This is a genomic window from Psychrobium sp. MM17-31, from assembly GCF_022347785.1.
GTDB lineage: Bacteria > Pseudomonadota > Gammaproteobacteria > Enterobacterales > Psychrobiaceae > Psychrobium.
Map to the genome: position 1 here is coordinate 746,642 of NZ_JAKRGA010000002.1, position 18,399 is coordinate 765,040.

At 43.2% G+C, this 18,399-nt stretch carries 18 protein-coding genes and 6 tRNA genes; 9 read left to right on the plus strand and 15 right to left on the minus strand.

What is annotated here, in order from left to right; translation table 11 throughout:
• Positions 1 to 2: 2 nt before the first annotated feature.
• The 8 genes from kdsA to hemA all read right to left on the minus strand — a co-directional run bounded on the left by kdsA (position 3) and on the right by hemA (position 8,352).
• Positions 3 to 851: a 3-deoxy-8-phosphooctulonate synthase gene (gene kdsA / locus MHM98_RS07850; protein WP_239438708.1), complete on the minus strand. Its 849-nt coding sequence runs from the start codon at positions 849 to 851 to the stop codon at positions 3 to 5.
• A 10-nt stretch (positions 852 to 861) separates the two neighbouring features.
• Positions 862 to 2,103: a DUF819 family protein gene (locus MHM98_RS07855; protein WP_239438709.1), complete on the minus strand. Its 1,242-nt coding sequence runs from the start codon at positions 2,101 to 2,103 to the stop codon at positions 862 to 864.
• A gap of 40 nt (positions 2,104 to 2,143) precedes the next feature.
• Positions 2,144 to 2,950 (minus strand): tetratricopeptide repeat protein, encoded by an 807-nt coding sequence (locus tag MHM98_RS07860; RefSeq protein ID WP_239438710.1) that lies wholly within the window; start codon positions 2,948 to 2,950, stop codon positions 2,144 to 2,146.
• A gap of 3 nt (positions 2,951 to 2,953) precedes the next feature.
• Entirely contained in the window at positions 2,954 to 3,340 is a 387-nt protein-coding gene (locus MHM98_RS07865; protein ID WP_239438711.1) for a SirB2 family protein, read from the minus strand.
• 125 nt (positions 3,341 to 3,465) lie between these two features.
• On the minus strand, positions 3,466 to 5,013 hold the full coding sequence (locus MHM98_RS07870; protein ID WP_239438712.1) for a DUF3369 domain-containing protein: 1,548 nt from the start codon (positions 5,011 to 5,013) through the stop codon (positions 3,466 to 3,468).
• Between the two features lie 67 nt (positions 5,014 to 5,080).
• Positions 5,081 to 5,929 (minus strand): peptide chain release factor N(5)-glutamine methyltransferase, encoded by an 849-nt coding sequence (gene prmC / locus MHM98_RS07875; protein WP_239438713.1) that lies wholly within the window; start codon positions 5,927 to 5,929, stop codon positions 5,081 to 5,083.
• Positions 5,930 to 7,021 (minus strand): peptide chain release factor 1, encoded by a 1,092-nt coding sequence (gene prfA / locus MHM98_RS07880; protein WP_239438714.1) that lies wholly within the window; start codon positions 7,019 to 7,021, stop codon positions 5,930 to 5,932. It lies immediately after the preceding gene.
• Positions 7,022 to 7,098: 77 nt separating this feature from the next.
• Positions 7,099 to 8,352 carry a glutamyl-tRNA reductase gene (gene hemA / locus MHM98_RS07885; RefSeq protein WP_239438715.1) on the minus strand — a complete coding sequence of 418 codons (1,254 nt, stop codon included), beginning with the start codon at positions 8,350 to 8,352 and terminating at the stop codon, positions 7,099 to 7,101.
• A 144-nt stretch (positions 8,353 to 8,496) separates the two neighbouring features.
• On the opposite strand from hemA, the gene lolB reads away from it, so the two are divergent.
• From lolB to MHM98_RS07925, 8 genes are all read left to right on the plus strand, one after another.
• Positions 8,497 to 9,066, plus strand: a complete 570-nt coding sequence (gene lolB, locus MHM98_RS07890) for a lipoprotein insertase outer membrane protein LolB (protein ID WP_239438716.1) — start codon at positions 8,497 to 8,499, stop codon at positions 9,064 to 9,066.
• Between the two features lie 35 nt (positions 9,067 to 9,101).
• Positions 9,102 to 9,950 carry a 4-(cytidine 5'-diphospho)-2-C-methyl-D-erythritol kinase gene (ispE, locus tag MHM98_RS07895; RefSeq protein WP_239438717.1) on the plus strand — a complete coding sequence of 283 codons (849 nt, stop codon included), beginning with the start codon at positions 9,102 to 9,104 and terminating at the stop codon, positions 9,948 to 9,950.
• 82 nt (positions 9,951 to 10,032) lie between these two features.
• Entirely contained in the window at positions 10,033 to 10,980 is a 948-nt protein-coding gene (locus tag MHM98_RS07900; RefSeq protein ID WP_239438718.1) for a ribose-phosphate pyrophosphokinase, read from the plus strand.
• 336 nt (positions 10,981 to 11,316) lie between these two features.
• Complete coding sequence (locus MHM98_RS07905; protein WP_239438719.1) at positions 11,317 to 11,937, plus strand: 50S ribosomal protein L25/general stress protein Ctc; 621 nt, start codon at positions 11,317 to 11,319, stop codon at positions 11,935 to 11,937.
• Between the two features lie 10 nt (positions 11,938 to 11,947).
• Positions 11,948 to 12,535, plus strand: coding sequence for an aminoacyl-tRNA hydrolase (pth, locus tag MHM98_RS07910; RefSeq protein WP_239438720.1), 588 nt, complete (start codon positions 11,948 to 11,950; stop codon positions 12,533 to 12,535).
• A gap of 31 nt (positions 12,536 to 12,566) precedes the next feature.
• Positions 12,567 to 13,658 carry a redox-regulated ATPase YchF gene (gene ychF / locus MHM98_RS07915; protein ID WP_239438721.1) on the plus strand — a complete coding sequence of 364 codons (1,092 nt, stop codon included), beginning with the start codon at positions 12,567 to 12,569 and terminating at the stop codon, positions 13,656 to 13,658.
• Positions 13,659 to 13,894: 236 nt separating this feature from the next.
• The gene (locus tag MHM98_RS07920) at positions 13,895 to 14,473 is read left to right on the plus strand and encodes a YrbL family protein (RefSeq protein ID WP_239438722.1); all 579 of its coding nucleotides are present in this window, start codon (positions 13,895 to 13,897) and stop codon (positions 14,471 to 14,473) included.
• Positions 14,474 to 14,546: 73 nt separating this feature from the next.
• A complete protein-coding gene (locus tag MHM98_RS07925) occupies positions 14,547 to 15,107 on the plus strand; it encodes a GNAT family protein (protein ID WP_239438723.1) in 561 nt (186 codons plus the stop codon).
• 38 nt (positions 15,108 to 15,145) lie between these two features.
• On the opposite strand, the gene MHM98_RS07930 is transcribed toward MHM98_RS07925, so the two are convergent.
• The 7 genes from MHM98_RS07930 to MHM98_RS07960 form a co-directional block, all read right to left on the minus strand.
• Positions 15,146 to 15,222 (minus strand) — tRNA-Met (locus MHM98_RS07930).
• Between the two features lie 150 nt (positions 15,223 to 15,372).
• Positions 15,373 to 15,457: transfer RNA gene (locus MHM98_RS07935), tRNA-Leu, on the minus strand.
• Positions 15,458 to 15,478: 21 nt separating this feature from the next.
• Positions 15,479 to 15,553, minus strand: a tRNA-Gln gene (locus tag MHM98_RS07940).
• Between the two features lie 31 nt (positions 15,554 to 15,584).
• A tRNA-Met gene (locus MHM98_RS07945) sits at positions 15,585 to 15,661 on the minus strand.
• A gap of 55 nt (positions 15,662 to 15,716) precedes the next feature.
• Positions 15,717 to 15,791: transfer RNA gene (locus MHM98_RS07950), tRNA-Gln, on the minus strand.
• 8 nt (positions 15,792 to 15,799) lie between these two features.
• Positions 15,800 to 15,884 (minus strand) — tRNA-Leu (locus MHM98_RS07955).
• A gap of 209 nt (positions 15,885 to 16,093) precedes the next feature.
• Positions 16,094 to 17,260 carry an FAD-dependent monooxygenase gene (locus MHM98_RS07960; protein ID WP_239438724.1) on the minus strand — a complete coding sequence of 389 codons (1,167 nt, stop codon included), beginning with the start codon at positions 17,258 to 17,260 and terminating at the stop codon, positions 16,094 to 16,096.
• A 188-nt stretch (positions 17,261 to 17,448) separates the two neighbouring features.
• Between MHM98_RS07960 and MHM98_RS07965 the strand changes: the two genes are divergently transcribed.
• Entirely contained in the window at positions 17,449 to 18,333 is an 885-nt protein-coding gene (locus tag MHM98_RS07965) for a DMT family transporter (RefSeq protein WP_239438725.1), read from the plus strand.
• Positions 18,334 to 18,399: the final 66 nt, after the last annotated feature.

Here is an 18,399-nt window from a genome sequence, read left to right on the forward strand (position 1 = left end):
TATTAGCTACCAGTATCAATTTCTGGCAGTGATTTAGTCACTTCATCAATCGCTTTCATTTGCGATAAAAATGCTTCTAAACGATCTAATGGCAATGCACATGGACCGTCACATTTCGCGTTATCAGGATCTGGGTGCGATTCTAAGAATAAACCACCAATACCTTGGCTCATGCCAGCCAAACCTAATTGAGTAACCTGCGCGCGACGACCACCAGCACTATCACTACGGCCACCTGGACGTTGTAGCGCATGAGTTACGTCAAAAATAATCGGATAACCCGTTTGCTTCATAATGCCAAAGCCAAGCATGTCTACCACTAGGTTATTGTAACCAAACGAAGTACCGCGTTCACACAACATCAGCTTGTCGTTACCCGCTTCATTAAACTTAGTCAGGATATGACGCATTTCTTCAGGCGCTAAGAATTGCGCTTTCTTGATATTGATTACCGCATCAGTCTTCGCCATCGCCGTTACCAAATCAGTTTGACGTGATAAGAATGCTGGCAGTTGAATAACATCAACAATCTCAGCCACAGGCGCCGCTTGATACGGTTCATGTACATCAGTAATCAAAGGAACGTTAAAGGTATTTTTAATCTCTTCAAAAATACGTAAACCCTCTTCCATACCTGGGCCACGGAAAGAGTTAATCGACGAGCGATTCGCTTTGTCGAAAGATGCCTTAAAGATATAAGGGATGCCTAATTTGTCCGTCACTTCGACGTACTTCTCGGCGATACGCATCGCCATATCACGCGACTCTAATACGTTCATACCACCAAATAAGGTGAACGGCTTGTCGTTAGCAACATCAATCTTGCCAACAGAAATTGTTTTTTGTTCCATAATTATCGTCCTAAGCGACTGCTATAACTTGTAAAATTTGTCCACAGAACCACGCAGCAAAGGTACCCAATAAGTAACCAAAAACCGCTAATAGTACACCGACAGGAGCCAACGCTGGGTGGAATGCCGACGCAACAACTGGCGCAGACGCAGCACCGCCTACATTTGCTTGAGAGCCGACAGCCATAAAGAATAATGGTGCTTTAATTAGTTTAGCTACCGTTAACATCAAAACAGCGTGAACTAACATCCAAATACCACCTAATACAAATAAGCTAAATGCATTAAAGATTTTTAATACATCCATGTGTAAGCCTATTGAAGCAACAAGGATATACAAATATATGGTACCCACTTTAGAAGCGCCAACCGCTTCTAAATTACGTGCTTTTGTAAACGATAAAATCAATCCCATGATAGAAACAGAAACAATTAACCAGAAGAATTTACTGTGGAAACTTAGCTTCTTTAGCTCAGGATGATTTTCAACAAAATAAGGCGTTACAGTATCAGCAAAAATATGCGCCAAAGCGGTGAAACCAAAACCTATAGCAACAATTAGCATTAAATCAGTTAACGATGGATTTCTATCATTAGCAGCTTTGTAAGCTTCAGCTTTTTCACGTAAAGCATCAATTGCTGATGTATCCGCGCCCGTCTTTGCGTCAATTTTCTTAGCATTGCCCGCCAGAATTAAAATTACCGCCATCCAAACGTTAGCGACAATAATATCAACGGTTACCATTGCCGAGAAAATATCACCGCCAACTTCATAAACCTCTTTCATAGCAGCTTGGTTAGCACCACCGCCAATCCAACTTCCTGCAACAGTCGTCATTCCTCGCCATACAGCGTTTGGTCCGTCAACACCAATAATTTCAGGGCTCACGGCCGACATAATGAGTAGCGCAATTGGACCACCAATCACGATACCTAGTGTTCCGGTTAAAAACATAATCACGGCTTTAGGCCCGAGATTAAAGATAGCTTTCAAATCTAAATTAAGTAGAAGCAATACTAAACAAGCTGGCAAGAGATAACGTGACGCAATGTAATACACCTGAGATGCATCACCATCAACAATCCCAAAGGTGTTTAGTAATGAAGGAAGGAAGTAACAAAACAACAATGCAGGAACATAGGTGAATATTTTCTTAAACGTTGGATGGTTACTTGCGTAGAAAACACCACCGAGAATGGTGGCGAGCAAGCCAAGTACCACTGCATCATTGGTAATTAATGCGGTATTCATTGATTAACCTCTTATTCTTGTTATTGAGCAATAGCCACGCTTAATGCATGATAATTGCTTGGTCTTTTAATTTATCGATGTGAACTTTTAACACATCACTATTAGGGTGCTCTGGACACTGCTCAACAAAATAAGAGAAGTCTTCCATCGCCCCCGTAGCATAGTCGAGCTGCTGTAATATAAAGCCGCGTTCCATAATAATGTTTGGATCTTTAGGCAATAAGGTCAGCAATAACTCACTAAGCAATAATGCAACATCATACTCTTCATCGAGTAAACACGCTTGTTTTAAGCTGACTAAAAAACGTTTCTTAACATTCTTAATAGTCGCAATTTCTAAATGCTCATCACTCAAACGAATATGATCGCCTAAATGCCCCCGCACTAATCCTTCTAGTAAACGACGTGGCATTTCTTTGCCTGTTAGTGGATCGATTTTAATGCCATTGATGCCATCGACTTGCAGCACAAAAGGACCAGGGAAATCGATAATTTGTGGCTCTAGCTCTAATAGATTAAGCAGGTGATAAACCAAAATCGTCGATAACGCATTGTTCCCATTGCGGGTTTCAAGAAAGTAAAACAAGTTGTTACTTTCTATCGAAAAGTAATCGTCTTGATTAATGGTGAATTGCCACTCGTTGTAAAACAACTCTTTGAATTGTCGCCAACGACCTTCCGCCGACAGTTCATCGCGAGCAATTTCACGCACCTGTCTTAGCAATTCATCGAGTTGAAAGTAAGCGCTTTCAGAAACCGAATCACCATCACTGAGCTGAGACGTAAATTGCACCAGCTCTAACAAATCGATTTCGTGAATATTAGGGAGTTCGTTATCTAAACTCACGGCTTACCCTAAAAACATTGCTTGCTTCATGACGGCAATTTTACCTGCGATGAGCACCCAGCCAACGGCACCGACAGTAGTAAGAATTTTCGTTTTAGTGGTTTGCGCGCGATAAAGCGCTACGTATGCGAGAATAATATAAGCCACTAAACACAACACTTTTTCAGTCAACCAGTTGTCAGCAAACGGATACTGACTAATGATGGTACATAACAGGATGGCAGAAACGAGTAAGAAAGTATCGGCGATACGCGAAGTCATCTTCGCCCACTTTTTGTCATGAATAGGTTTCTTCATAAACATCAAGCCAGCGCGAATAACGAAAAATAGTACGCTAAAGGCAACAAGAGTCATGTGAAGGTGCTTAATTGGCAGGTATAAATTTTCCATTGAAAAAATCCGCATAAATGAGTTGCGAATATTTTACGCACTTTAACTCATAATGCGAATCTCAATTTCAAAAATGACACCAAGTGCACAACTAACAGACTAAAAAAACGTCATTGCACACCGCGTTATTTATCAGGGAATCGTTCGAGAATATCCATAAACTTATCAAGGTTTACCATAAATAAATCCACGAGCGTTGGATCAAAGGCAATACCGCTATTATCCGTAATGTATTGCGTACAAAAATCCGCTTCAAATGCCGGCTTGTAACAACGTTTATGATAGAGGGCATCAAACACATCAACCAATGACACAATGCGGCCATAAATATGAATATCCTCACCAGAAAGCCCTTTGGGATAACCGCTACCATCCCATTTCTCATGGTGAGTTAATGAAATAATTGCGCCCGTTTGAAGTACCTTACGCGGCGAATCATGCAGCAAATCATAACCAATTTGCGCATGTGTCTTCATGATTTCCCATTGCTCATTATCAAGTGGCCCTGGATGATTTAATACAGAATCTGGAATACCGATTTTTCCAACATCATGAAGTGGAGCCGCAAGGCGCAGCGTTACTACGTCTTGCTCATCTAAGCCAGCTAAGCGGCCTAGCAGCGCAGAAAAGTGGGCGACGCGTTTGAGGTGATGCCCAGTTTCTTTAGAGCGAGTTTCTAAAGCGTTACCTAAGCGATAAACAATCTCACGTTGTGTATCTTCAATCTCTTGACTTAAAAGAATGTTGTCATAGGCAATTTGCACATTGCGGGAGAACAATTCGATTAAATGTTTGTCATGAGCATTAATATCGTCGGGAATACCGCAAATAAAAACTAGTGTTGAAAACTGTTCAGGATCGGAGCTGTAGTAAAGAATATAGCCATCACCAAATATCAGCTGATTAGTCTCTTGCGCCTGTTGATACACTTCTTTTAGCGGTTTAGGCATAATGTCTGCGACCAGCTCACCTTCAGTGCCAGCAAACTCCCCTTGCGCAGCCACTACAGTCAACTCTCTTTCGCAGGCGTGACTGGCGTGTAATTCCGCCACAAAAGAACTCAATTCAAACGCATTATCAGCGTGGTTAAAAATAGCATTAAGTTGCATTAATAAGCCGTGTACAAATGGGCTCATGGTGTGAGTAGAGAACAAGTCACTCGATGCGGTAATGACCCGTTCTAATCCTTGGCGATTAGACTCGATAGAAACTAGGTCGCGATATGATCGCAGTGAAGCAACAATAGTAGTGAAAAGGCGTTGTGAAGTAAGTTCCGTCTTAGATTTATAATCGTTGATATCATAGGTCACTATGACATCGCGCTCAGGTGCTTGGCCCGGCTGGCCAGTACGCAGTACAATACGCACCATGTGATTTTTCGCTTGTTCGCGAACGTAACGGGCAACCCGTAACCCCGCATCGTCTGTTTCCATCACGACATCTAGCAGAATAACCGCGATATCGCGATCTTCATCGATGATCTTCTTAGCCTCTTCACCGCTATAGGCGCTGATAAACTCAACTTTTCGCCCCAAAAACTCAAAGTCGCGCAAAGCTAATTTAGTGACGGCATGAACTTCTTTTTCATCGTCAACTATTAGCAGTTTCCAAGTTAGGCCGTCATCACTTGGGATTTCGTCTTCTTGTTCTTCAGCGAAGATAAAGTCGTCCATAGCTACTCCACTTAATTTGCATTAAATTAAGCGTAGCTATAAAACCGTTAGATGGCTAACAAAAAAGCTAAATAACCTGACCGAAAGTAACGCGATCATTGCCGCCGTAATCGACAACTGTTTCTATGTTGCTAAAGCCATGAGCTTTAAATAGCTCTTGTAGCGCCTTAGCTTGTTCGAAACCATGCTCAAAAAACACTTTACCGCCAGTTTTTAAATAGGGCTTAACATTGGTCAAAATATCAATGTAGTCTTGTAGGCCATTATTGGCAGCAACCAATGCTGAATTTGGCTCAAACCTTACATCACCTTGCGATAAATGCGGATCGTTTTCATCGATATAAGGGGGATTCGACACAATAAAATCGCACTGTCCCAGCCAAGAATCATCAACCTTACTTAGCCAGTCAGACTGAATAATTTGCGCGTTAGCTAATTGCAAATGTTGGCGGTTGGACTCAGCCAGCGCTACAGCATCTTCGCTGTAATCAAGGCCCAGCATGGTCCATTGTGGCATCTCATGCGCTAGGCTTAGTGCTATTGCCCCCGTCCCTGTGCCTAAGTCGATCCCTTTTGCTGTATTCTCAGATACTTGGTTTAGCACAGTTTCAACTAAGACTTCAGTATCTGGTCGCGGGATCAAGGTTGCAGGACTCACCTTAAATGGCAATGACCAAAACTCTTGCTCACCAACAATATAGGCGATGGGTTCGCCAGACAAACGGCGCTCAAATAAGGCGTTAAACTGCACTAAGTGCTGTGCTTCAACAAATTTATCCGGCCAAGTATAAAAGTAGCTGCGGGAAACATTGAGAACGTGAGCGAGAAGGATTTGAACATCGAGTAACGCGCTATCGCTATGGACAAGCTGCGCGCTACTCGTATTGAGCAATTGCTCGATGGTAGGCTGAGACACTTACGCGTTTTCTTCCGATAACGCAGCAAGCAGATCTGCTTGTTGTTCGTTAAGTAGTGGCTCAACAACAAGGTCTAACTCACCTTGCATAAACTCAGCAAGACGGTAAAGCGTTAGGTTGATACGGTGATCACTGACGCGGCCTTGTGGGAAGTTGTAAGTACGAATACGCTCACTGCGATCACCACTAGCCACTAACGAGCGACGTGTTGATTCTTCTTCTAAACGACGTTTTTCATCTTCCGCTTGTTGCAGACGTGATGCTAGAACAGACATCGCTTGCGCACGGTTTTTGTGTTGCGAGCGCTGATCTTGACACTCAACCACAGTCCCAGTTGGAATATGCGTAATACGGATTGCTGAATCGGTTTTATTAACGTGCTGACCACCAGCGCCAGATGCGCGGAAGGTATCGACTTTTAGGTCTGCTGGGTTAATTGAAATGGCTTCGCTTTCTGGAATTTCAGGCATAACCACTACAGTACAAGCAGAAGTATGAACACGGCCTTGTGATTCTGTTTCAGGAACACGTTGTACACGGTGACCACCAGATTCGAATTTCATACGACCATAAATGCCTTCACCAGAAATCTTAGCGACGATCTCTTTAAAGCCACCTTGCTCAGACTCATTCATATTAATGATTTCTACGCGCCAGCCTTTTGCTTCAATATAACGGCTGTACATACGGTATAAATCACCAGCAAAAATAGCCGCCTCATCACCACCAGCGCCCGCTCGGATCTCTAAAAACGCATTGCGATCGTCGTTAGGATCGGTTGGCAGTAATAGGATTTGCAATTCGTCTTCGATTTCAGTGATAGCAGCTTTCGCTTCTTTAAACTCTTCTTGCGCCATTTCACGCATGTCAGGATCATCGTCCTTTAACATCTCTTGCGCCGATTCAAAATCTTCTTGTGCTTGTTTGTAGTTATTGAACGCTTCAATAACCGGGCCTAATTTTGAATATTCTTGATTTAAGGCGCGGAATAAATCTTGGTTGGCGATAGTTTCTGGATCGCCAAGCAGCGCTTCTACTTCTTCATGACGCTCTTGTAGCCCTTCGAGCTTAGCGTAAACACTTGGTTTCATTTATATAATTCTCTATAACATAACAACGCAGGTGATAATTATCACCCGCGCTTAAAATTTAATTACCGACTATTGTATTAGTTATCGTCGCCAAGACCTAGTGCCTTGGAAATAATATTTAGTGAATCGATATCACCGGCAAGGCTCGCGTTACTCATGGCACGAGTTGGATGATGAATCAATTTATTGGTGAGCTTATTGGCGAGCTCGATTAATGTTTTCTCAGGATCATTACCTTGCGCCAACTTAGCAATTGCCTTTTCTAACAGTTCGTCTTTAGACGCCAAGCTACTCTGACGGTATTGCTTAATATGGTCGACTGTATGGAGTGATTTGGTCCAAGCCATAAACTCTTGGGCTTCTTCACTGGCAATAACTTCGGCCTCATCAGCAGCTGCGCGGCGTGATGCCATGTTTTGCTCGACAATGCCTTGTAAGTCATCAACAGTGTACAAATACACATCGTCTAAATCCCCTACCTGCGCTTCAATATCGCGTGGTACGGCGATATCGACTAACAGCATAGGTTGATGTCTTCTGCTAGATACTGCACTTTCCACTAAGCCTTTACCTAAAATAGGCAAGGTACTGGCAGTAGATGAAATCACAACATCAGCTTGCGATAAATGGTCGGGAATTTGTGCCAATGTAATAGCTTCACCGCCTAGTTCATCCACCATCGTCTGCGCGCGGGCAAGCGTTCTGTTAGCGATGGTGATATTAGTGACGCCAGCGTCTAACAAATGCTTAGCTACCAACTCAATAGTTTCACCAGCACCAATCAGCAACACATTGGTTTTATCCAGCTCACCAAAAATTTGCTTAGTTAAGCTCACCGCCGCAAAAGCTACTGAAACGGCATTAGCACCAATACTTGTGTCGGTGCGAACACGCTTAGCGACCGAAAAGGTGCGCTGAAATAATTTATCGAGTGTAATGGCAATAGCACCAGCGGTTTTCGCCGTGCTATAGGCCTGTTTGATCTGACCAAGAATTTGCGGCTCGCCTAACACTAATGAATCTAGGCCACAGGCGACGCGCATTAGATGATTAACCGCTTGCACATTCTCGTGAATATATAAACTCTGCTCTAGCTCGCCTTTATCAACTTGATGAAAATCACTCAGCCAATCCACTAATTGCTGCGGCGATGTTAGGTGACAATACAGCTCAGTGCGATTACAGGTCGATACAACAACCGCTTCACTGTCGCTACTAATTAGGCGTAATTGCTTTAGGGCTTCCACCATCTGATCTGGCGAGAAGGCGATTTTTTCGCGCAACTCAACCGAGGCAGTTTTGTGATTGATACCCAAGGCAACTAAAGACATTTATATAATTCGAAAATACGTTAGACAATTTGATAACGGCGAATTTTACATGAAAGCATCAGTGAATTAAAAGGATCTGTAGTGAACTATCGAAAAAGAAGTTACTCTTATTCCTACCTAAATCAAATTTTCTAGCAAATTACTGTGTTCAAACGATTACTATTATTATTCATTGCCATAACCATGACCGGATGTGCTTCTTTTAATACGCCTACAGACGCATCTGCTAGCAATCAGCAACAATGGCAATTCAATGGTAAGTTTGCCATCAAAACCCCAGAAGAAAAAAATGCCGCTAAGATGCATTGGTCGCAGATTGATGATAGCTACGAAGTGAATCTCTATACCTTATTTGGCATATCCTTAATGAACATTAACGGCGATGAACATCAAGTTACTATTACCACCAGCGATGAAACCTACCGTGGCCGCAACGCGCAAGAACTCATTTATCGACTCACCCGCTGGCATATTCCAGTTAATGATATTCCTGCTTGGTTAACAGGCAAGGTCAACAATGCCACCGATGTTACCCTTGATGATCAAGGCAACTTCTATCGCGGTACTATTCTTGGCGATGATGGACGAGCTTGGCAGTTAAAGCTCTCAAACTATAAAATGGTAAATGGTCAACGTCGGCCACATCAATTATTGTTAAAATCGCAAGATAGTTACTTTAAACTAGCCATCTCACAATGGAATATTCAGCGCTAATACGACTGACCTAATAAAAGAAAGATTACATATTCATGTTCAAGCCCAATCAATGGCCGGCGCCAGCCAAATTAAACCTGTTTTTACACATCACTGGACGTTTACCTAACGGTTATCACAGCCTGCAAACTAACTTTCAGTTTTTAGATTATGGTGATTCACTAGCCTTTGACACCAATTCTTCAAATAACGTGTCGGTATCGCCTGAAGTTGAAGGAGTTACCTTAGAAGACAACCTAATTTATCGCGCCGCGATGATGCTAAAGCCCTATACAAAAGAGCCTGTTGGCGCAGATATTACGCTGACTAAAATACTGCCAATGGGTGCGGGGCTAGGCGGTGGCTCTTCCGATGCTGCCACTACCTTAGCTGCTTTGAATCACTTGTGGAACATCAACCTGCCAACAGACAAACTAGCTGAGCTAGGGCTAGCCCTTGGCGCGGATGTCCCTATTTTTGTCAAAGGGGTCGCCGCATTTGCCGAAGGGGTTGGTGAAGAGCTCACGCCAATCTCGCCACCTGAACCATGGTATCTTGTGATTTGGCCCGGTGTTAGTGTCTGCACAAAAACCATCTTCAACTTGCCACAACTGCCAAGAAATACGCCAAAAATAACCCTTGCAGACCTTGACAAAGCGACATTGAAAAACGACTGCCAAGAAGTGACAAAAAATAGGCATCCCGAGGTTGCTTCAGCACTAGACTGGTTGATACAATACGCGCCAGCAAAAATGACGGGTACCGGAAGCTGCGTTTTCGGAGAATTCTCTTCACGTGCTGACGCCACTGTAGCATTAGAAAAGTTACCTCCAAACATGCATGGCTTTGTTGCAAAAGGCGTAAATATCTCGCCACTTATTTCGACACTATCCGCTCGTCGTTAATGCCACACTTAACCTGTTAGCACTATTGCTAATGAAATGGCGGAATTCACACCGCCCACCAAACCAAAACCTGGGGTTTTACGTGCCTGATATTAAATTGTTTGCGGGAAATGCTATTCCTGAACTTGCTCAAAAGATTGCAGATCGCCTTTACCTTAAGCTAGGTCGCGCCACTGTTGGCCGCTTTAGCGATGGCGAAATCAGCGTTCAAATTAACGAAAATGTGCGCGGTGCAGATGTGTTCATTTTGCAATCTACTTGTTCACCAACCAATGACAACCTCATGGAGTTGCTGGTAATGGTCGATGCACTGCGTCGTGCATCTGCAGGCCGTATTACTGCTGTTGTTCCTTATTTTGGTTACGCTCGTCAAGACCGTCGTGTACGTTCTTCTCGAGTACCTATTACTGCAAAAGTTGTGGCAGATTTCTTATCTAGCGTTGGTGTAGACCGTGTTCTTACAGTTGATTTACACGCCGAGCAAATTCAAGGTTTCTTCGACGTTCCAGTAGACAACGTATTTGGCACACCTGTGCTATTAAATGACATTCAATCACGTGACTTCGACGATCCTGTTGTTGTATCTCCAGACATCGGCGGCGTAGTGCGCGCACGTGCATTAGCAAAACTATTAGACGATACAGATCTAGCAATCATCGACAAGCGTCGCCCTCAAGCGAATGTTGCCCAAGTAATGCACATCATCGGTGATGTTGAAGGTCGCGATTGTATTATCGTTGATGACATGATCGACACTGGCGGCACTTTATGTAAAGCCGCTGAAGCACTTAAAGAGCACGGTGCACGTCGCATCTACGCTTACGCTACTCACGCCGTATTCTCAGGCAGCGCGGTAACTAACGTGGCAAACAGCGTAATCGATGAGTTCATCGTCACTGACTCAATTCCACTTACACCAGAAATGAAAGCCACTGGTAAAGTGAAAGTACTATCGCTTGACGGCATGATGGCAGAAGCCCTACGTCGTGTGTCAAATGAAGAGTCAATTAGTGCGATGTTCCAGTATTAAAATACGTCAAGGAGTTTGCCATTTAAGCCAACTTCGTTGTCGAGCATACTCATTGGCAGGAGCCAATTCCGTGTGCTCTCCTAGAATTTGACGTAAATGGCTGCATCCTTATTGTATTTTTTAAAAGCGATCTTCGGGTCGCTTTTTATTTTAATGTTGTAACTTAAGTCCCCCCAATTCTCCGACCTTAATCACAGATTCTTTGTCGTCCAGACAAATTAACCAATTGCCTATAATTTCCACCTCAGTTATAATGTCGCGCCGAATTTTTCGGGTTCGAGAAGATTTTGGTCGCAAAAATCTTCAACTTTTAATATTTATTATTGGAGACATCTAATGTCTGAAGCAATTACACTTGACGCACAAATTCGTACAGATTTAGGGAAAGGTGCGAGCCGCCGCCTACGTCACGCGAACCAAACTCCAGCGATTATCTACGGTGGCGACAAAGCTCCTGTATCAATCACTTTAGCGCACAACAAACTATTTAAAGCTCAAGAAGCAGAACACTTCTACTCACAAGTTTTAACTATCAACGTTGATGGTACTGAAGAGAAAGTAATCGTTAAAGCTATGCAGCGTCACGTGCACAAGCCACAAGTTAACCACGTTGATTTCCTACGTGTTGACGCTACTCACGAGCTACACACTGCAATCCCAGTTCACTTCTTAAACGAAGACAAATGTGCTGCAGTTAAAGCTGGTGGTACTATCGCTCACCACGCAAATGAAATCGAAGTAGCTTGTTTACCAGCTGCTCTACCTGAGTTCATCGAAGTAGACGTAGCTAACCTAGAAGCTGGTCAAACTCTTCACCTATCTGACATCGCACTTCCAGCAGGTGTTGAATCAGTAGAACTTCGCAAAGGCGAAAGCCACGACCAAGCTGTAGTTTCTGTAACTGCTGCTAAAGGTGGTGCTGCTGAAGAATCAGCTGAAGAAGCTGACGCAGAATAAGACTACTCTCTTGAGTGATCGAATTCAGCTAATTGTGGGCCTGGCTAATCCAGGCCCCGAATATGCCAACACCAGACACAATGCTGGTGCTTGGTATATCGAACAACTCGCCAACTGGCACAATACCTCACTAAAAGCAGAAGCTAAGTTTTTCGGACACACTGGCCGCATTAATATCGACGGCAATGACGTTCGTTTACTCATCCCTACAACCTTTATGAATCGCAGCGGTAAAGCAGTTGCAGCAATGGCCAAGTTCTACCAAATTCCGGTAGAGAACATTCTCGTGGCACACGATGAATTAGATTTGCCACCGGGCGTTGCCAAATTCAAACAAGGTGGTGGCCACGGCGGTCACAATGGCTTGAGAGATATCATTAGCGCGATGGGTAATAAAAAAGACTTCCATCGACTGCGTATCGCCATCGGCCATCCGGGGCATAAAGATAAAGTGACGGGATACGTGCTAGGTAAAGCCCCTAAGGCAGAGCAAGATATTATCGACGGCGCAGTAGATGAAGCCGTTCGTTGCACCAGCCTTATTTTTTCAAATGGCTTTACAGGCGCTAAAAACAGACTTCATAGCTACAAAGGCTAGTCTTAATTAAACAAATTTTTGAGGAATCACCATGGGTTTCAAATGTGGTATCGTCGGATTACCAAACGTTGGTAAATCAACACTATTCAATGCCTTAACTAAAGCAGGCATCGAAGCAGCAAACTTCCCATTTTGTACAATCGAGCCAAACACAGGTGTGGTTCCTGTTCCAGATTTACGCTTAAACCAGTTAACGGAAATCGTTAACCCAGAACGCACTATTGCCACCACGATGGAATTCGTTGACATCGCCGGCCTAGTTGCAGGTGCATCGAAAGGTGAAGGTTTAGGTAACAAATTCCTAGCGAACATCCGTGAAACTGACGCTATCGGTCACGTGGTGCGTTGTTTCGAGAACGAAAACATTGTTCACGTTAGTGGCCAGGTTGACCCATTATCAGATATCGAAGTCATTAACACTGAGCTAATGCTTGCCGATATGGATGTGTGTGACAAAGCAATGTTACGTCAAGCGAAGAAAGCGAAAGGCGGTGACAAAGACGCTAAGTTCGAAATCAGCGTATTAGAAAAGATCAAAGCACACCTTGATGAAGGCTTGATGATCCGCGCGCTAGAGTTAGCGAAAGAAGAAAAAGCAGCGATTACTTACCTGCAATTCTTAACTATCAAACCAACTATGTACATCGCCAATGTTAACGATGACGGTTTCGAAGATAACCCACTACTAGATAAAGTACATGAGTTAGCCGATGGCGAAAATGCTGTTGTAGTTGCTGTATGTGCCGAAATGGAATCTGAAATCGCCGAGCTTGACGAAGAAGAGGCTAAAGAGTTCATGGATGATCTAGGTATTGAAGAGCCGGGTCTAAACCGTGTAATTCGCAGCGGTTATGAGCTACTTAACCTACAAACTTACTTCACTGCGGGTGTTAAAGAAGTTCGCGCATGGACAGTTAATGTTGGCGCAACTGCACCACAGGCCGCTGGTAAAATCCACACCGATTTCGAGCGTGGCTTTATCCGTGCTGCCGTTATTGGTTTTGATGATTACATCGAGTACAACGGTGAGTCTGGCGCTAAAGATGCCGGTAAACTTCGCGTTGAAGGTAAAGACTACATCGTTAAAGATGGTGACGTAATCCACTTCCGCTTTAACGTGTAATCAACCACACGTTCTAAAAACACTTTAAAGCCCTGCCGTTACTCGTAATGGTGGGGCTTTTTAATTGGCGCTATTAATGCGTCAGAATAACTCTAATCGTAATGAAAACGAATCTTAATATCTTGTTACACTCATTAACAATCTCTCAAACTGACAATCGATTCCCTCAACGCTAAAATATCAACCAATTATCACACCTCCAATCACTAGAGCTTTCTGGCTCAAGGAATCTAATTTTGATCACCTTAGACGATAGTCAATTCTTTGCCAAGGGCGGCGAGCGTAAATGCTTTATCCACCCTGAAGATACGTCAAAATTAATCAAAATTCAGTACGATAATACCCTAGGTCGTAATCAAAACACCTTAGATCTGCACTATTACAATCACCTTAAACAACGCGTCAGCGATTTTAGTGGTATTGCTAATTTTCATGGCCAGGTCGAGACTAATCTCGGCGGTGGCTTAGTATTTGATATTGTAAGAAATTACGATGGGAAGCTAGCCCAAACCTTTGAAGACATGGTGCGTAATAACTTTTTCAGTGCACAGCAAGAAATGAGCTTATTAGAAGAGCTGCAACAGTATCTCACCAAACACTTAATCGTATTTGGCGATGTTGTTCTCTCGAATATCTTGTGCCAAGAATATGCGAAAAATGCCTTTAAACTGATTATTGTCGATGGCTTAGGTGCTCGCAGATTTAACTTCAAACTTTGGCTGCAAAATCGCTCTGATGCCTATGCAAAGATTCGTATTAACATGCAATATGAAAAGTTATTACTGAAATATCAGCAAATTAAAACACAAAGCTAACCAAGCTACCCTTTACTAAACTTTCCGTTATCCCTTAAAGTAATTGGCACATATCTTAATCAGCGCCATTACAATGAAAATAACCGAGCAAACCGTCCATACACCACCAGTACTCTCTAGCAATGGCATTACCTTGCGCTTAGCAGCAAGTGAAGATCTACCAGCTATTCGCGCTTATCGTAGCGACCCCGAAAATTGCCGCTACATTGCGCCCGTCGAGTCTTTTGCAGACACACAAGCGTTAGTCAAAAAGCTCGCTCAGCCATGGCGTTTTACAACCGGTTATTGGAATGGTTTTGTCGTGTGCAAGGAAGGCTGTAACAAAGCAATTGGTGAAGTTGTATTTCGCGTCGAAGATTGGGACAACCAACGCGCCGAAGTAGGCTACCGTATGGCACCAGAGAGCGCTGGGCAAGGAATATGTACCAAAGCCATGGCGATGTTGATCCAATATATTTTTGATGAATTTTGCTTTTACAAAGTCGTTGCTAAATGCGATCCGCGAAATATCGCTTCTTATCGCGTCATGGAAAAGCTGGGAATGCAACGAGAAGCCCATTTTAAAGGTCATTACCGCATTGGAGACGAGTGGACAGATCAATATGATTATGGCTTGTTGCGAAGTGATTTTTAGATCTTAATTAACCTGAGTTCGGGTTAATTATAAAGAAATGGTGGCTACGACGGGATTCGAACCTGTGACCCCATCATTATGAGTGATGTGCTCTAACCAGCTGAGCTACGTAGCCATTTTGAAACTATCTTTATCTAAAGAAAAGGACCTTTCTTTAGGCAAAAACTTTATTATTCAATAACAAGTCGCTTTCGCGATTCATTATTCAAGTTTTTTACAGGCAAAAAAAAATCGCTTTCGCGATTCATTTTTCAACTTGTCTTGATGGTGCGGGAAGAGAGACTTGAACTCTCACACCCGAAGATACTAGAACCTAAATCTAGCGCGTCTACCAATTCCGCCACTCCCGCATATCAAGTTGTGCAATTATTTGGCTGGGATACAAGGATTCGAACCTTGGAATGACGGGATCAAAACCCGCTGCCTTACCGCTTGGCTATATCCCAACAAATAATTGTTTCTTTACCGAAGTAAAGATGGTGGCTACGACGGGATTCGAACCTGTGACCCCATCATTATGAGTGATGTGCTCTAACCAGCTGAGCTACGTAGCCATCATAATGTTGTGCATTTAAAGTTACACTTCTTTGTCATTCACCCAACTAAAGTTGGCTGGGATACAAGGATTCGAACCTTGGAATGACGGGATCAAAACCCGCTGCCTTACCGCTTGGCTATATCCCAACTGTAAATGGTGCGGGAAGAGAGACTTGAACTCTCACACCCGAAGATACTAGAACCTAAATCTAGCGCGTCTACCAATTCCGCCACTCCCGCACTGACTTGAGATTAAACATTCTATTTTCACTTCTGAAAAAGAAACTTCGTTGTCCTCATCAAGTGCGGCGTATTATGCTGATGGAGGACGAAACCGTCAATACTTTTTTGTCAGTTTTTTTACTCTTTTTATCTGCATGAGCATTTAATAGACATAACGCACACTATTTCATCCAGATTTGGCGAATTCCCTTGAGTTAAGTGAAAAATTACAAGCCCATGGCGTACTTCATCACCTGTTTTTTTCCCCAAGCAGAACGCTGCGCAGCTTTTAATGCCGTATTGCGCAATAGCTTTAACGGCGGTGAATCATTGCTAAAGGTTAGATAAAATACATCCATTGCCGATTGCATCAATAAGTTATCAGGACGGCGCTTGGACTCATACTCTTGCAGTACTCGCTTATCCCACCAAGACTCACCACGAGAAACCGCATTACAAATAACACTCGATAACGCTGCAACATCTTTAAATCCAAGATTAACGCCCTGCCCTGCAAGTGGATTAATCGTGTGTGCCGCATCTCCAAGAATGCACAGATGATCTTTAACGTACTGTTGAGCATGTCGCCGCGTTAGTGGAAAACCACCAGCGTTATCGACATCAAACTCACCTAGTCGATTCGGGAAATGCTCTACTATCTCATTCTTTAGTTGAGATAACGGCAATTGAGACAGCGCCTTAATTCGAGATGGTGAGTCATACCAGACTAATGAAGCATGATTTTCTGATAGTGGCAGTAAAGCCCTTGGGCCAGATGGATAAAACTGCTGCCAAGTTATATCTTGCTGAGGTTGCTCTGTTGTAATATTAATCAACATTGCGTGTTGGGCGTAGTCCCACGAGGTAACACCAATATTCGCCGCACTGCGCACCATCGAATTTGCACCATCTGCACCTACGAGCAATTTACAATGCACAATATCATCGCCGATATTGAGCTGATAGCCATTTTCAACTCGCGTGATTTGACTAATAGTCGCGTCACTTAACAACTCGATATTGCTATGCGTTTGCATCTGTTGCCACAACGCTAACTGGATCAGGCGATTTTCAATAATATGCCCTAATTGCGGATGCCCCATCTGCTGACTATCGAACAACAAATTAGAGTTTGGTCCTTCCCAAGTTTCAAGATAGCGATAAGGACAACTGCGCATCGCCAAGATTGCATTCCACGCATTGACCTCTTTAAGCAAATCCGCAGAGGCTGCACTGATTGCTGAAACACGAAGGTCCATCGGTTGCTCTTTAAAAAAAGGTTTCGGCTCCGCTTTTTCAATCACCGCAATGGATAAATTACTCGACGATAGCGCACAGGCTAAAGCACCACCGACCATACCACCGCCAACGATGGCGATATCATATTGTTGCATGGGAAAATCCAACTATTAAGTTGTAGTCGATTTTATGAATTTGGCGAGATAAAAGCTACAATTTATCAACTGACGTCTCACTAATTTTGATTTAAGGCAAATCGAGTTGATTATTTGCTAGCACCACCCTGTTAGATAACGGATAATGACGCGCTATTAACGCCTCCTATTTAGGTTGATTCATCCTTATGAACAACAAGCCACTTATTATTGGCATCTTATTAGTTCTTGCATCAGAACTCACCTTTGCGCTAGTTGGCGCACAAATTAAATATCTCAGCCAAGATGTTTCAGCGGTGCAAATTGTATTCTTTCGCAATTTATTCGCGTTAATTCCCCTTGCACCTTGGCTAGTAAGTAACAGAAAAACCTTATTTAAAACACCAAATATGCCATTTCATTTACTGCGCGCCTTTACCGGCATATTGGCGATGTTTATCTATACCTATGCATTGAGTCATTCGACACTGGTTAATGGCGCAATGACGTTAATGCTAGCACCATTCTTTATTCCGTTAATCGCATACTTTTGGCTCGGCCAGCCTCAATCAAAATTGACAATCAGCTGCATTATATTGGGCTTTATCGGGGCAACCATTTGCTTGACGACTAAATCAAAAGCAGACGGCCCAGAACTGCAAATAGGTCTAGCCGCCCTCATTTTGTTTGGCGCTGTACTCATTGCCATTAGTAAAACCACGATCAGTCGCATGATAAAAACTGAACCTAGCAAAGCAATCGTGGCCTATTTTTCATTGATAAGCATTGTAGTTTGCGGCGCTATGCTGCCATTTAGTTGGCACGAATTATCGCTGCCGACCTTTGCGTTGTTAGTGAGTTTGGGGATCAGTTCATCATTGGGGCAATTAATGATGACTAAGGCATTTACTAAAGCTGGTGCCAGTACAATCGGGATGTTTAGTTATAGTTCGATTTTATTCGCCGCTCTTTTAGGCGCATTATGGTGGCAAGAATATCCAACGTTATTGTGGTATTTAGGTGCATCTATTGTGTTGTTAGCTGGCTACTTAGCAATAAAATACAATCGCACGCCCTACCGAGTTCAACATTAATTTGTTATTGTTGTTAACCAATTACCTCGTTTAACTAAGGGTCATCACTTACCATGGGTAGCGCCT